The sequence below is a fragment of the Paraburkholderia sp. J94 genome, assembly GCF_905220285.1.
GTDB lineage: Bacteria > Pseudomonadota > Gammaproteobacteria > Burkholderiales > Burkholderiaceae > Paraburkholderia > Paraburkholderia tropica_A.
In genome coordinates this window covers 451,665-464,358 of record NZ_CAJMZH010000003.1, presented here as the reverse complement: position 1 = coordinate 464,358, position 12,694 = coordinate 451,665, and the positions used below count along the sequence as shown (strand labels likewise).

The window sequence follows — 12,694 nt, the reverse complement described above, 5'->3', positions numbered from 1 at the left end:
GCTACTGGAGAACGATAGATGCAGTTTTTCGCAGGACAACCGACTCGTTTGACGCTCGCGCGCGCCGGCCGCGCGCTCGCCGTCGCGCTGGGCGCATCGCTCGCGCTGGCCTCGCACGCCTACGCGGGCGGCACCGACCAGCTCAAGCAATTCGTCGCGCAGGTGCACGCCGCGCGCGGCAGCTTCGTGCAGCGTGAACTCAAGGCGCCGTCGAACGCCAAGAGCACGAGCGACGCCGTCGCCACGGCCACGCTCAACGCCAAGACGTCGAGCGGCACGTTCGTGTTCTCGCGTCCCGGCAAGTTCATCTGGAATTACGAAAAGCCGTATCAGCAGCAACTCCAGTCGGACGGCGACAACCTCTACGTCTACGACAAGGATCTGAACCAGGTCACCGAGCGCAAGCTCGGCGGCGCGCTCGGCGCGAGCCCGGCGGCGATCCTGTTCGGCAGCAACGATCTCGACAAGAACTTCACGCTCTCCGACGCGGGTGTGAAGAACGGCATCGACTGGCTGGAGCTGATTCCGAAGTCGAAGGACACGCAGTTCAAGAGCGTGGGCATCGGCTTTCGCGACGGCAATCTCGAAGCGATGGAGCTGCACGACGTGTTCGGCAACGTGACGCTGCTCACGTTCTCCAACATCGAGAAGAACCCGTCGCTGCCGGCGTCGACGTTCAAGTTCGTGCGTCCGAAGGGCGCCGATCTGATCACGGGCGGCGGCAACTGAGGTTCGTCGCGCGCTTCACCGTGCAAGAACGAAAAAGGGCGGCTCGCAATGAGCCGCCCTTTTTTATTTGCAGGCGCGGAGGTTTATACCGCGCTCAGACCGATCAGACAGATCAGACAGAAAAGCGGATCACGCCATCCTCGCCCGTCCTGCGCGTGAGCTTGCCCGCGAGCCAGAGCAGATGCAGGTGCGCGAGCGCCTCGCCCATTGCGAACGTCATCTGATGGATGTCGAGCGCGCGCTTGAACATCAGCGGGACGATATCGGCGGCGCTTTGCGGCGCGCTCGCGCAGGCTTCCATCACTTCGGCCAGGCGCGCGTCGTGGTGCTCGCGCAGTTGAACGATGCGCGTGCGCACGCCGCGGAACGGCTTGCCGTGCGAGGGCAGCACGAGCGTGTCCTCGGCCATCGTCTCGTAACGGCCCAGCGATTCGAGGTAGAGACCGAGCGGATTGCCTTCCGGCTCCATGTCGAACACCGACACATTCGTGGAGATGCGCGGCAGCACCATATCGCCCGAAATCAGCACGCCGATGTCCTCGCAGAGCAGTGCGCAATGCTCGGGCGAATGGCCGAAACCCGTCACGACGCGCCAGTCGCGTCCGCCGATCGATACCGTGTCGGCTTCGCGCAGGCGGCGGTATTGCGGCGGCAGCGACGGCACGAGATTCGCGTAGTAGCTGCGGCGGTTGCGCAGTTGATCGAGCGCCGCTTCGTCCTTCACGCCGTGACGCGCGAAATGGCGCGCCGCGCCTTCGCCACCCGCGTTCGAGCCGTTGCCCGAGGCCAGCACGCATGCGCTCATGTATTCGCCGAGCGTGGTCCACAGGCGCACGTCCCAGCGCGCCTTGTCGCCGCCCGCGCAGATCCAGTGCGCGAGGCCGATATGGTCGGGATGGCAGTGCGTGACGATCACGCGCAGCACCGGCAGGCCGTCGAGCTGGTTCTCGAACACCTGCTCCCAGTGCGCCTTGATGGTGTCGTTGGTGATGCCGCAGTCGACCACGGTCCAGCCTTGCTGGCCGTCGATCTCGTCGCGCAGCAGCCAGAGATTGATATGGTCGAGCGCGAACGGCAGCGGCATGCGCAGCCACTTCACGCCGGGCGCGACCTCGAAGGCGTGGCCGGGTTCGGGCAGGGTGTCCTTGAAGGGGTAATCGAGCTGGTGTTCGAGCGCATTCATGGGGGTCTCAACTCCTGTCTTTTATGTGTGCGTGGCGGCGCGGCGGTTCGGCATCGTGCGCGCGCGCCGTCCGTCCCACGCCTTCCATCCACATTGTCGCCGCATTGCGGCATTTGTGCAGGGATTCCGGGAGAGTGTTCCGATACGCGGAACAATCTCCGGCGCGGGCCAATGACGCTCGGTGGGCCCGCACGGTGCAAGGTTGCGAAACCTGCAGGTTGACGATAACGTAAACGTCGATTCTAACGACGAACGAGCCGCCTTGCCGAACCCCACGGCCGGCGGCCAGAGGCGCCCGACCAGTCATGACCCATTACACGATTACCGAACTCGCCCGCGAATTCGACGTGACGCCGCGCGCGATCCGTTTCTACGAGGACCAGGGCCTGCTGGCGCCGAGCCGCGAAGGCGCGAGCGGCCTCAAGCGCGTGTTCTCCGGCCGCGACCGCACGCGCCTGAAACTGACCTTGCGCGGCAAGCGCCTGGGCTTCACGCTGAACGAAATCCGCGCGCTGCTCGATCTCTACGAGTCGCCGACCGACACGCTCCCGCAGCTCCAGGCCTTTCTCGACACAGTGGTGCGCCATCGTGAGATCCTCGAACGCCAGCGCGCCGACCTCGACGCGACGCTCGAAGATCTCGCGCAGTACGAGGCGCAGGCGCGCGTGCTGCTCGAAAAGAACGCCGCGGCGGCGAACAAGTAAGCCGCGAGCGCCCGAGCGTTGACCCCGGCGATCGACCCGAACTGAGCGCGCCATGAGACATTTTCCCAAGCTGCTCTCGTCGCAGATCGGTTACGACGTGGCGCAGACCATGCTTGAAGGCTTCGATCGCCATTACCGCAACTTCTGCGTGGCGGCGGCGCGGGCGCGCGAGTGCTTCGAGGCGCGCGACTGGCAGGGCTTGCAGCAGCTCGCGCGCGAGCGCATCGCGTCCTACGACGAGCGCGTGCGCGAATGCGTGGTGGCGATCGAAGACGAATACGACGCCGAGCATATCGACGACGACGTCTGGGAGCAGATCAAGCTGCACTACATCGGCCTGCTCACGACGCACCGGCAGCCCGAATGCGCCGAGACGTTCTTCAACTCGGTGTGCTGCAAGATCCTGCATCGCTCGTACTTCAACAACGCCTTCATCTTCGTGCGCCCGGCGATCTCGACCGAGTACATCGAGAACGACGAGCCCGCCGCCAAGCCCACGTATCGCGCGTATTACCCGCTCAAGGACGGACTCGCCGCCACGCTCGAACGCATCGTCACGAACTTTCAGATCGACACGCCGTTCGAGGATCTGGGCCGCGACGTCGAATGCACGATGCGCGCAATGCGCGAAACCTTCGGCGACGTCGAGCCGAAAGCGAACTTCCAGATTCACGTGCTGGCCTCGCTGTTCTTTCGCAATCAGGCCGCGTATATCGTCGGGCGCATCATCAACGGCGACATGCTGGTGCCTTTCGTCGTGCCGATCCGTCACGTCGCGGATGGACGGCTCGCGCTCGACACCGCGCTGCTGCGCACCGACGACGTGCTCATCATGATGAGCTTCGCGCACTCGTATTTTCTCGTCGACATGGAAGTGCCCTCGGCCTATGTCGAGTTTCTGCGCAGCATCATGCCGCGCAAGGCGAAGGGCGAGATCTACACGTCGCTGGGCCTGCAAAAGCAGGGCAAAAACCTGTTCTATCGCGATCTGCTGCAACACCTCCGGCATTCGAGCGACCGCTTCATCGCCGCGCCCGGCATACGCGGCATGGTGATGATCGTGTTCACGCTGCCTTCGTATCCGTATGTGTTCAAGGTCATCAAGGACAGCTTTCCCGCGCCGAAGGAAACCACGCGCGAGCAGGTCGAGGCGAAGTATCAGCTTGTGAAGCGCCACGACCGCCTCGGGCGGCTCGCCGACACGCTCGAATATTCGAGCGTCGCGCTGCCGGTCGCGCGCCTGGACGAAGCGCTCGTGCGCGAACTCGAAACGCTCGCGCCGTCGATGATCGAGTACGAGGGCGACCAGCTCGTGATCCGTCATCTGTATATCGAGCGGCGCATGGTGCCGTTGAACCTCTGGTTGCAGAACGGCAGCGACGCGGAGGTGGAGCACGGCATCCGCGAATACGGCAACGCGGTGAAGGACCTGATACGCGCGAACATCTTTCCGGGCGACATGCTCTACAAGAACTTCGGCGTGACGCGTCACGGCCGCGTGGTGTTCTACGACTACGACGAAATCGAATACCTGACCGACTGCAACGTGCGCGCGGTGCCGCCGCCGCGTCATGAGGAGGACGAACTATCGGACGAGCCGTGGTATCCGGTCGGCCCGCGCGATATTTTTCCTGAGACGTATCGCACGTTCCTGCTCGGCGACCCGCGCGTGCGCCGCTATTTCCTTCAGCATCACGCCGATTTTTTCGAGCCCGCGATCTGGCAGGACAGCAAGTCGCGCCTGCTCGCGGGCGAGGTGCCCGACTGCTTGCCGTACGACGCGAGCGCGCGGTTTTGCACGCGCTATCCGCAATTGTTCGAACGCGCACCCGAGAGCGGCGACGCCGCCGCGTGCGCGGCCTGATCGCGCATGACCGACATGACCGACGAATCGAGACACCAAACCAAGGAGACAGACATGAGTGAGACGCAGCAGGATCCCATCGTGATCGTGGCGGCCGCGCGCACGCCGATGGCCGGTTTTCAGGGCGATTTCGCTTCGCTCACTGCGCCGCAGCTGGGCGCGGCGGCGATTGCGGCGGCGCTCGAACGCGCGGGCCTCAAGCCCGAGCAGATCGACGAAGTGGTGATGGGCTGCGTGCTGCCTGCGGGGCAGGGCCAGGCACCCGCGCGCCAGGCGTCGCTCGGCGCGGGACTGCCGCTCGCGGCGGGCGCGACCACCGTCAACAAAATGTGCGGTTCGGGCATGCGCGCGGCGATGTTCGCGCACGACATGCTGCTGGCGGGCTCGGCCGACGTGATCGTCGCGGGCGGCATGGAGAGCATGAGCAACGCGCCGTATCTGCTGCCCAAGGCGCGCGCGGGCATGCGCATGGGCCACGGCCAGGTGCTCGATCACATGTTCCTCGACGGTCTCGAAGACGCCTACGACAAAGGCCGTCTGATGGGCACGTTCGCCGAGGAATGCGCGGGCGAGCACGGCTTCTCGCGCGAGAGTCAGGACGCGTTCGCGATCGAGTCGCTCAAGCGCGCCAAACTCGCCAACGAAGACGGCTCGTTCGCGTGGGAAATCGCGCCGGTGAAGGTCGCCACGCGCGCGGGCGAGACGCTCGTCGAGCGCGACGAGCAGCCGTTCAAGGCCAAACCCGACAAGATCCCCACGCTCAAGCCCGCGTTCAGCAAGACCGGCACTGTGACGGCGGCGAATTCGTCGTCGATTTCGGATGGCGCGGCCGCGCTCGTGCTGATGCGCGAATCGACGGCGAAGCGCCTCGGCGTCACGCCGCTCGCGCGTATCACGGGCCATTCGACCTTCGCGCAGGAACCGTCGAAGTTCACCACGGCGCCTGTCGGCGCGATCGCGAAGCTGTTCGAGAAGACCGGCTGGAAGGCCGCCGACGTCGATCTCTACGAGATCAACGAAGCCTTCGCCGTGGTCACGATGGCCGCGATGAAGGCCCACGATCTGCCGCACGACAAGGTCAACGTGAACGGCGGCGCGTGCGCGCTCGGTCACCCGATCGGCGCGTCGGGCGCGCGCATTCTCGTCACGCTGATCGGCGCGCTGCGCGCGAGCGGCAAGAAGCGCGGCGTCGCGAGCCTGTGCATCGGCGGCGGCGAGGCCACGGCAATGGGCGTCGAACTCCTGTAGGCTGACGCCTGAACGCGCGCCGCAGGGAGGCGGCGCGCGGCATCACCCGCACGCGGCGCTCCAGCAAAGGCCGCGGCACACAAGAGAAGGTGACGAGATGAAAACAGCGTTGATCGTGGGTGCGTCGCGAGGCCTGGGTCTCGAGTTCGCGCGTCAATATGCGAAGGCCGGCTGGCGCGTGCTGGCCACGGCGCGGTCCGAATCCGCGCTCGCGGATCTGCGGGCGCTCGGGGCGCAGACCTATGTGGTCGATATCGCGAACCCCGAGGACATCGCCGCGCTCGGCGGGAAGCTCGACGGCGAACGGCTCGACGTGGCGCTGATCGTGTCCGGCGTCTACGGTCCGCGCACCGAAGGCGTGGAATCGATCACCTCCGAAGACTTCGAATACGTGATGAACACCAACGTGCGCGGGCCGATGCAGCTGATCCCGATTCTGCTGCCGCTCGTCGATGCGGCGCACGGCGTGCTCGGCGTGCTGTCGAGCCGCATGGGCAGCATCGCGCAGACCACCGGCACGACGGGCTGGCTTTATCGCGCGAGCAAGGCGGCGCTCAACGACGTCCTCAAGATCACCTCGTTGCAGACGCGCCGCGCCACCTGCGTCGCGCTGCATCCGGGCTGGGTGCGCACGGACATGGGCGGCGCGCACGCGGCCATCGACGCCGCCGCGAGCGTGGCCGGCATGCGCGAGGTGGTGGCCGAAGCGGCCGCCGCGCGCGAGGTCTTCAACGGACGCTTCTTCCAGTACGACGGCACCGAACTCGACTGGTGAGCGCTGGTGAACGGCGTGCCGTTCAGGTAAAAATGCGAAAGGCCGCTTTGCTCGCGCGAAGCGGCCTTTGTTTTTTGCCCTTGTCTTTGTCCACGGATTTTCCCGATGACCGCTGATTCCCCGCGCGCCGCGCGTCCGCTCGATTGTCCTTGCGGCGGCGCCGCGCCGAACCTCAAGGCGGGCGCGCAGCCGCCACGCTACGCGGCCTGCTGCGGCCGCTTCATCGACGGCGGCGAGTTGCCCGCCACGGCGCTCGAACTGATGCGCTCGCGCTACACGGCCTATGTGCTCGGCGACACCGCGTATCTGCGCGCGAGCTGGGATCCGGCGACCTGTCCCGCCGATCTCGACGCCGACGCCGATGCGCCCGGCGCACCGCGCTGGCTCGGCCTTTCGGTCAAGCGACATGAGCCGATCGACGAGACGCACGCGCGCGTCGAATTCGTCGCGCGCTACAAAAGCGGCGGACGCGCCTATCGTCTGCACGAACTGAGCCGCTTCACGCGCGGCGAGGACGGCCGCTGGCGCTATGTCGACGGCGACGTTTCCGATGCGTGACCTGCGCTGAACATCTGCCGATCGCGCCGATCGCGCCCATCGACAAGATGGCGCCATAACACCCGAAATATCGCGTTTGCAAACAGGCACTTACGTGAAAGCGGCGCGATTGTTGGCGCCGCGCGACGCGAAATTTCCCGAAATGTTTTTATTCCCTCTCCCCGCAAATCGGCCGAAATTCCCGCAGACGCCGTGCAGCAAGGGCTGCGCGCCGCTGGCATGCCTTATGCCGGGTTACTACTGAATTGCACAACAAATATTTGTCGTGCGAGGATGCAATCACGGTGTTCGTCCGCCACGTAAGCGAATGTTGAAAAAGCACTTTTTCGACGCCTCGCAGTGGCATCCCGGGCGAGCGCTGGCGGCGGGTCTGGTCGATGACAGAACGGTGCCGCACAGGTTTTCCGATCGGTTTTCTTCCCCGCGATGGGTCACAAACGCGCTTTGGCTCCGGCCACGCGCAGCGGTGTCCTGTTGTGTCCCGCGAAAGCGGGCAGGTCGCGGGTGAGTCGCTCGGGTAGTCAGATTGACAGCGGGAATTTCGCGGGCAGGTGCAGCAGATGGCGTTCAGGAAGCTTCTTACCGGATGGGCAGTGACCGGCACGGCGTGCGTGCTGTCGGTCGCGCTGTCGAACGCTCACGCCGCCTCGCTGGCCGATGCGGCATCGGTGCCGAACGCGCCCGCGCTTTCCGCTTCGCCTTCTTCCACGTCCACGTCCGGTCAGCACGCGAATGCGGGCGGCCCGCTCGGCAACGCCAAAGTGGCGCGCCTCGCGCTCGACGACGCGTATCTCCCCGTCGTCCACGCCGACATGAACGCGCAGATCATCCAGATCCCCGTCGACGGCGAACCTGGCGTGACGCTCGAAACCACCGTCTATCGTCCCGAAGGCTCCGGCCCGTTCCCGATGGTGGTGTTCAACCACGGCAAGATTCAAGGCGATCCGCGTTTGCAGGCGCGCAGCGATCCGATGTCGTTCGCGCGCGAATTCGTGCGCCGCGGCTACGTGGTCGTCGCGCCGAACCGCCGCGGCTTCGCCGGTTCGGGCGGCACCTACGAACAGGACGGCTGCGACGTCGCGAGCAACGGCATGGGCCAGGCGTCGGACGTCGCCACGGCGGTCGATTACATGTCGAAGCAGCCGTTCGTCGACGCGAACCACATCGTGGTCGCCGGCACCTCGCACGGCGGCCTGGCCACGATGGCCTACGGCACTGAAGCCGCGAAGGGCGTGCGTGCGCTGATCAACTTCTCGGGCGGTCTGCGCCAGGATGCGTGCACCGGCTGGCAGGGTAACCTGACCCAGGCGTTCGGCGACTACGGCGGCAAGGCCCGCGTGGCCTCGCTCTGGCTCTACGGCGACAACGACTCCGTGTGGTCGCCCGATCTCGTCACGAAGATGTTCGCGGCGTTCCGCACCGCGCAGGCGGGCGGCAACGGCAGCGTGGCGAGCGCGAAACTGATCGACTTCGGCGCGTACAAGAACGACGCGCACCGCCTCGTCGGCGACCGCGACGGCGTGCAGGTCTGGTGGCCGAAGGTCGAATCCTTCCTCGCCGAGCAGGGCATGCCCACGTCCGTGCAGTACCGTGTGGCCACGGCGTCCGCGCCGCAGGCGACCGGCTATGCGTCGATCGACGCGGTGGGCGCGGTGCCGTTCCTCGATCAGGCGGGCCGCGACGGCTATCGCAACTTCCTCAAGCAGTATCCGAGCCGCGCGTTCGCGGTGTCCGATTCGGGCGCGTGGTCGTGGGCCGAAGGCGGCGACAATCCGATGGCCGTCGCCGTCGCGAACTGCCAGCAGCACAGCAGCGATCCGTGCCGCCTCTACGCGGTCAACGGCAACGTGGTGTGGGCGAACGACACCGCCACCACGGCGCAGAACGACAGCAATGGCGACGCGCATGCCGACGCCGCCGAGCCGTCGCACGCGCTCGCGAGCCGCTGAGCCACGCGCTCAGGCGTTTCCCCCATTTTTGCAGTGTGTTCGGATCGGGCGGCCCGCGAGGCTGCCCGTTTTTTTGCCGGTCTTTTCTGATCTCGCCCTAAAAAATGCCGCTCCCGCATGGCCGACGCGCGCGCCCGCGCTCACGCGCCCCCGGATTTTTTTGCATAAGCGCGCATGACTTTGCCGTCGTCATCTACGGTCATTTCCGGGCTTTTAAAACGAACCCGCCGCAGATGTCGCGAACCGCGCCGTACCTCGGTCGAAGCCATGCTGGGCGGGGTTTTGAGGGGTAGTGCATTGCGCGGGCGAACGCGCTAATCTCGGTCCCGCTGTCGTACCTGGAGCCGTACTTGAATTCCGCAAACCCCTCATCCCAAGGCACTGCCAACGATGAATGGATCGCGCGCAGCCTGCGCGCCATCTGGCATCCGTGCACCCAGATGAAGCATCACGAGCGCCTGCCGCTCGTCGCCGTCTCGCGTGGCGAAGGCCCGTGGCTCTACGACCACGAAGGGCGCCGCTATCTCGACGCCATCAGTTCGTGGTGGGTCAACCTGTTCGGTCACGCCAACGCGGACATCAACGCCGCGCTCAAGGCGCAACTGGATACGCTCGAGCACGTGATGCTCGCGGGCTGCACGCACGAACCGGCGGTCGAACTCGCCGAGCGCCTGAGCGCGCTCACGGGCGGCGCGCTCGGACACGCGTTTTTCGCTTCCGATGGCGCATCGGCGGTCGAGATCGCGTTGAAGATGAGCTTTCACGCGTGGCGCAACCGGGGCGCGATCGACAAGCGCGAATTCGTCTGCCTCGCCAACAGCTATCACGGCGAAACCATCGGCGCGCTCGGCGTGACCGATGTGAAACTTTTCAGGGATGCTTACGATCCGCTGCTGACGCACGCGCACGTGGTGGCGTCGCCGGATGCGCGCACGGCGCAGGAAGGCGAGAGCGCCGCCGATGTCGCGCGCCGCGCGCTCGCCGACGTCGAGCGCCTGTTCGCCGAGCGCGAAGGCCGCATCGCCGCGCTGATCGTCGAGCCGCTCGTGCAGTGCGCCGCCGGTATGGCGATGCACGATCCGCTCTATCTGCAAGGCCTGCGCGCGCTCTGCGACCGCTATGAAGTGCATCTGATCGCCGACGAAATCGCCGTCGGCTGCGGCCGCACCGGCACCTTTTTCGCGTGCGAGCAAGCGGGCATCTGGCCCGATCTGCTGACGCTCTCGAAGGGCATCAGCGGCGGTTATCTGCCGCTCTCGATCGTGCTCTCGCGCGACGAGATCTACGCCGCCTTCTACGACGACGACACCACGCGCGGCTTCCTGCATTCGCATTCGTACACGGGCAATCCGCTCGCGTGCCGCGCCGCGCTCGCGACGCTCGACCTGTTCGAGCGCGATCACGTGCTGGCGACGAACGCGCAAAAATCGCAGCAACTGCGCGAAGCGTTCGCGCCGCTCGAAGCGCATCCGCTCGTGCGCGATCTGCGCCAGTGCGGCACGATCCTCGCGTTCGACGTGAAGCTCGACGATCCCGCGCGCGCACGCACGTTCTCGCGCCGCTTCTTCGAGCACGCGTTGCAGCGCGAACTGCTGCTGCGCCCGATCGGCACGACGGTCTACGTGATGCCGCCGTACATTCTCGACTCGCAGACGCAGGCGCATCTCGCCGAACGCACGCGCGAAACTTTCGACGCGACCGTCGCGGAGGACCTGTAATGCCGCTTCTCGACACGCTCGAACAAGGCCTGCGCGAACTCGACGCGCGCGGCCTGCGCCGCCGCCGCCGCACCATCGACACGCCGTGCGACGCGCACATGACGGTCGACGGCCGCGAGACCATCGGCTTCGCGAGCAACGACTATCTGGGCCTCGCCGCGCATCCGCAACTCGTCGCCGCGCTGGCCGAAGGCGCGCAGCGCTACGGCGCGGGCAGCGGCGGCTCGCATCTGCTTGGCGGCCACTCGCGCGCGCACGCGCAACTCGAAGACGATCTCGCCGCGTTCGTGGGCGGTTTCGTCGACGCGCCCCGCGCGCTGTACTTCAGCACCGGCTACATGGCGAACCTCGGCGTGCTGACCGCGCTCGCGGGCCGCGGCACGACGATCTTTTCCGATGCGCTGAACCACGCCTCGCTGATCGACGGCGCGCGCCTCTCGCGCGCCGACATTCAGATCTATCCGCATAACGACACCGACGCGCTGAGCGCGATGCTCGAGGCCTCCGACGCGAACGTGAAGCTGATCGTCAGCGACACCGTGTTCAGCATGGACGGCGACGTCGCGCCGCTCGCGCGCCTCGTCGAACTCGCGGAACGGCACGATGCCTGGCTCGTGGTCGACGACGCGCACGGTTTCGGCGTGCTCGGGCCGCAAGGCCGCGGCGCGATCGCCGAAGCCGCGCTGCGCTCGCCGCAGCTCGTGATGGTCGGCACGCTCGGCAAGGCCGCGGGCGTTTCGGGCGCGTTCGTCTGCGCGCACGCGACCGTGATCGAGTGGCTCGTGCAGCGCGCGCGTCCGTATATCTTCACGACGGCGTCGTCGCCGTCGGTGGCGCATGCGGTGTCCGCGAGCCTGCGCATCATCGGCGGGGAAGAGGGCGACGCCCGCCGCGCGCATCTGAATCATCTGATCGGGCGCACGCGCGCGATGCTCAAGCAAACCTGCTGGCTGCCCGTCGATTCGATGACGGCTGTGCAGCCGCTCGTGATCGGCGCCAACGACGCCACGCTCGCGCTGCAAGCCGAACTCGAACGCGACGGCCTCTGGGTCCCCGCGATCCGTCCGCCGACCGTGCCCGAGGGCACGTCGCGCCTGCGCATTTCGCTGTCCGCCGCGCATTCGGACGCCGATCTCGATCGTCTGAACACGTCGCTGCAACAGGCGAACCGCGCGGCCCAGGAGAAAAACGCATGAGCGCATCGACACTTTCGCTATTCGTCACCGGCACCGACACCGAAATCGGCAAGACCTTCGTCAGTGCCGCGATCCTGCGCGGCCTCACGCACGCGGGCCTGCGCGCCACGGCGCTCAAGCCGATCGCGGCGGGCGCTTATGAGCGCGACGGCGTCTGGCACAACGAAGACGCCGATCAGCTCGACGCCGCCGCAAGCGTGCTGCTGCCGCCGGAAATCCGCACACCGTTTCTGCTGAAGGAACCGGCCGCGCCGCACATCGCCGCCGCGCTCGAAGGCGTGACGCTCGATATGGCGCGCATCGTCGAGAGCCATCGCGAGGCGTGCACGCGCGCCGACGCGGTCGTGGTCGAAGGCGTGGGCGGCTTTCGCGTGCCGCTCACCGACGAGCAGGACACCGCCGATCTCGCGCTCGCGCTGAATCTGCCGGTGGTGCTCGTGGTCGGCATGCGGCTCGGCTGCATCAGCCACGCGCTGCTGACCGCCGAGGCCGTGGCCGCGCGCGGGCTCAAGCTCGCGGGCTGGGTCGCCAACCGCATCGACCCGAACATGACGTTCCCCGAAGAAAACATCGACGCATTGCGCACGCGACTCGCCGCCCAGTTCGGCGCGCCGCTGCTGGGCGTCGTGCCGCACATGCGCGGCGCGAGCGCCGACGATGCCGCCGAACACCTGAACATCGACACGCTGCTCGCACGGCTCGCCGCGCTGGCGCCGCAATCCGCACAATCGGCGCACTAAGCGCGTGTCCCGCAACAACAGTCAAAACGT

At 66.6% G+C, this 12,694-nt stretch carries 11 protein-coding genes; 10 read left to right on the top strand and 1 reads right to left on the bottom strand.

Going from position 1 to position 12,694, the window contains the following annotated elements; all coding sequences use genetic code 11:
* Nucleotides 1–18 precede the first annotated feature (18 nt).
* Nucleotides 19–729 carry an outer membrane lipoprotein chaperone LolA gene (gene lolA, locus U4Y88_RS08365; RefSeq protein WP_310634138.1) on the top strand — a complete coding sequence of 237 codons (711 nt, stop codon included), beginning with the start codon at nucleotides 19–21 and terminating at the stop codon, nucleotides 727–729.
* Between the two features lie 112 nt (nucleotides 730–841).
* On the opposite strand, the gene U4Y88_RS08360 is transcribed toward lolA, so the two are convergent.
* Nucleotides 842–1,912 carry an MBL fold metallo-hydrolase gene (locus U4Y88_RS08360; protein ID WP_321783325.1) on the bottom strand — a complete coding sequence of 357 codons (1,071 nt, stop codon included), beginning with the start codon at nucleotides 1,910–1,912 and terminating at the stop codon, nucleotides 842–844.
* Between the two features lie 305 nt (nucleotides 1,913–2,217).
* On the opposite strand from U4Y88_RS08360, the gene U4Y88_RS08355 reads away from it, so the two are divergent.
* The 9 genes from U4Y88_RS08355 (at nucleotide 2,218) to bioD (ending at nucleotide 12,664) form a co-directional block, all read left to right on the top strand.
* Complete coding sequence (locus U4Y88_RS08355; protein ID WP_224004353.1) at nucleotides 2,218–2,616, top strand: MerR family transcriptional regulator; 399 nt, start codon at nucleotides 2,218–2,220, stop codon at nucleotides 2,614–2,616.
* 52 nt (nucleotides 2,617–2,668) lie between these two features.
* Nucleotides 2,669–4,480, top strand: a complete 1,812-nt coding sequence (gene aceK / locus U4Y88_RS08350; RefSeq protein WP_321783323.1) for a bifunctional isocitrate dehydrogenase kinase/phosphatase — start codon at nucleotides 2,669–2,671, stop codon at nucleotides 4,478–4,480.
* Between the two features lie 54 nt (nucleotides 4,481–4,534).
* Nucleotides 4,535–5,728, top strand: a complete 1,194-nt coding sequence (locus U4Y88_RS08345) for an acetyl-CoA C-acetyltransferase (RefSeq protein ID WP_321783321.1) — start codon at nucleotides 4,535–4,537, stop codon at nucleotides 5,726–5,728.
* A 97-nt stretch (nucleotides 5,729–5,825) separates the two neighbouring features.
* Entirely contained in the window at nucleotides 5,826–6,503 is a 678-nt protein-coding gene (locus tag U4Y88_RS08340) for an SDR family oxidoreductase (protein WP_224004344.1), read from the top strand.
* Between the two features lie 105 nt (nucleotides 6,504–6,608).
* Nucleotides 6,609–7,061: a YchJ family protein gene (locus tag U4Y88_RS08335; RefSeq protein ID WP_321783319.1), complete on the top strand. Its 453-nt coding sequence runs from the start codon at nucleotides 6,609–6,611 to the stop codon at nucleotides 7,059–7,061.
* Nucleotides 7,062–7,621: 560 nt separating this feature from the next.
* Nucleotides 7,622–9,010 (top strand): dienelactone hydrolase family protein, encoded by a 1,389-nt coding sequence (locus U4Y88_RS08330; protein ID WP_321783318.1) that lies wholly within the window; start codon nucleotides 7,622–7,624, stop codon nucleotides 9,008–9,010.
* A gap of 350 nt (nucleotides 9,011–9,360) precedes the next feature.
* Nucleotides 9,361–10,728, top strand: a complete 1,368-nt coding sequence (bioA, locus tag U4Y88_RS08325) for an adenosylmethionine--8-amino-7-oxononanoate transaminase (protein WP_321783316.1) — start codon at nucleotides 9,361–9,363, stop codon at nucleotides 10,726–10,728.
* Nucleotides 10,728–11,924 carry an 8-amino-7-oxononanoate synthase gene (gene bioF / locus U4Y88_RS08320; RefSeq protein WP_321783314.1) on the top strand — a complete coding sequence of 399 codons (1,197 nt, stop codon included), beginning with the start codon at nucleotides 10,728–10,730 and terminating at the stop codon, nucleotides 11,922–11,924. The genes bioA and bioF overlap by 1 nt, the downstream gene beginning before the upstream one ends.
* Complete coding sequence (bioD, locus tag U4Y88_RS08315) at nucleotides 11,921–12,664, top strand: dethiobiotin synthase (protein ID WP_224004329.1); 744 nt, start codon at nucleotides 11,921–11,923, stop codon at nucleotides 12,662–12,664. The genes bioF and bioD overlap by 4 nt, the downstream gene beginning before the upstream one ends.
* Nucleotides 12,665–12,694: the final 30 nt, after the last annotated feature.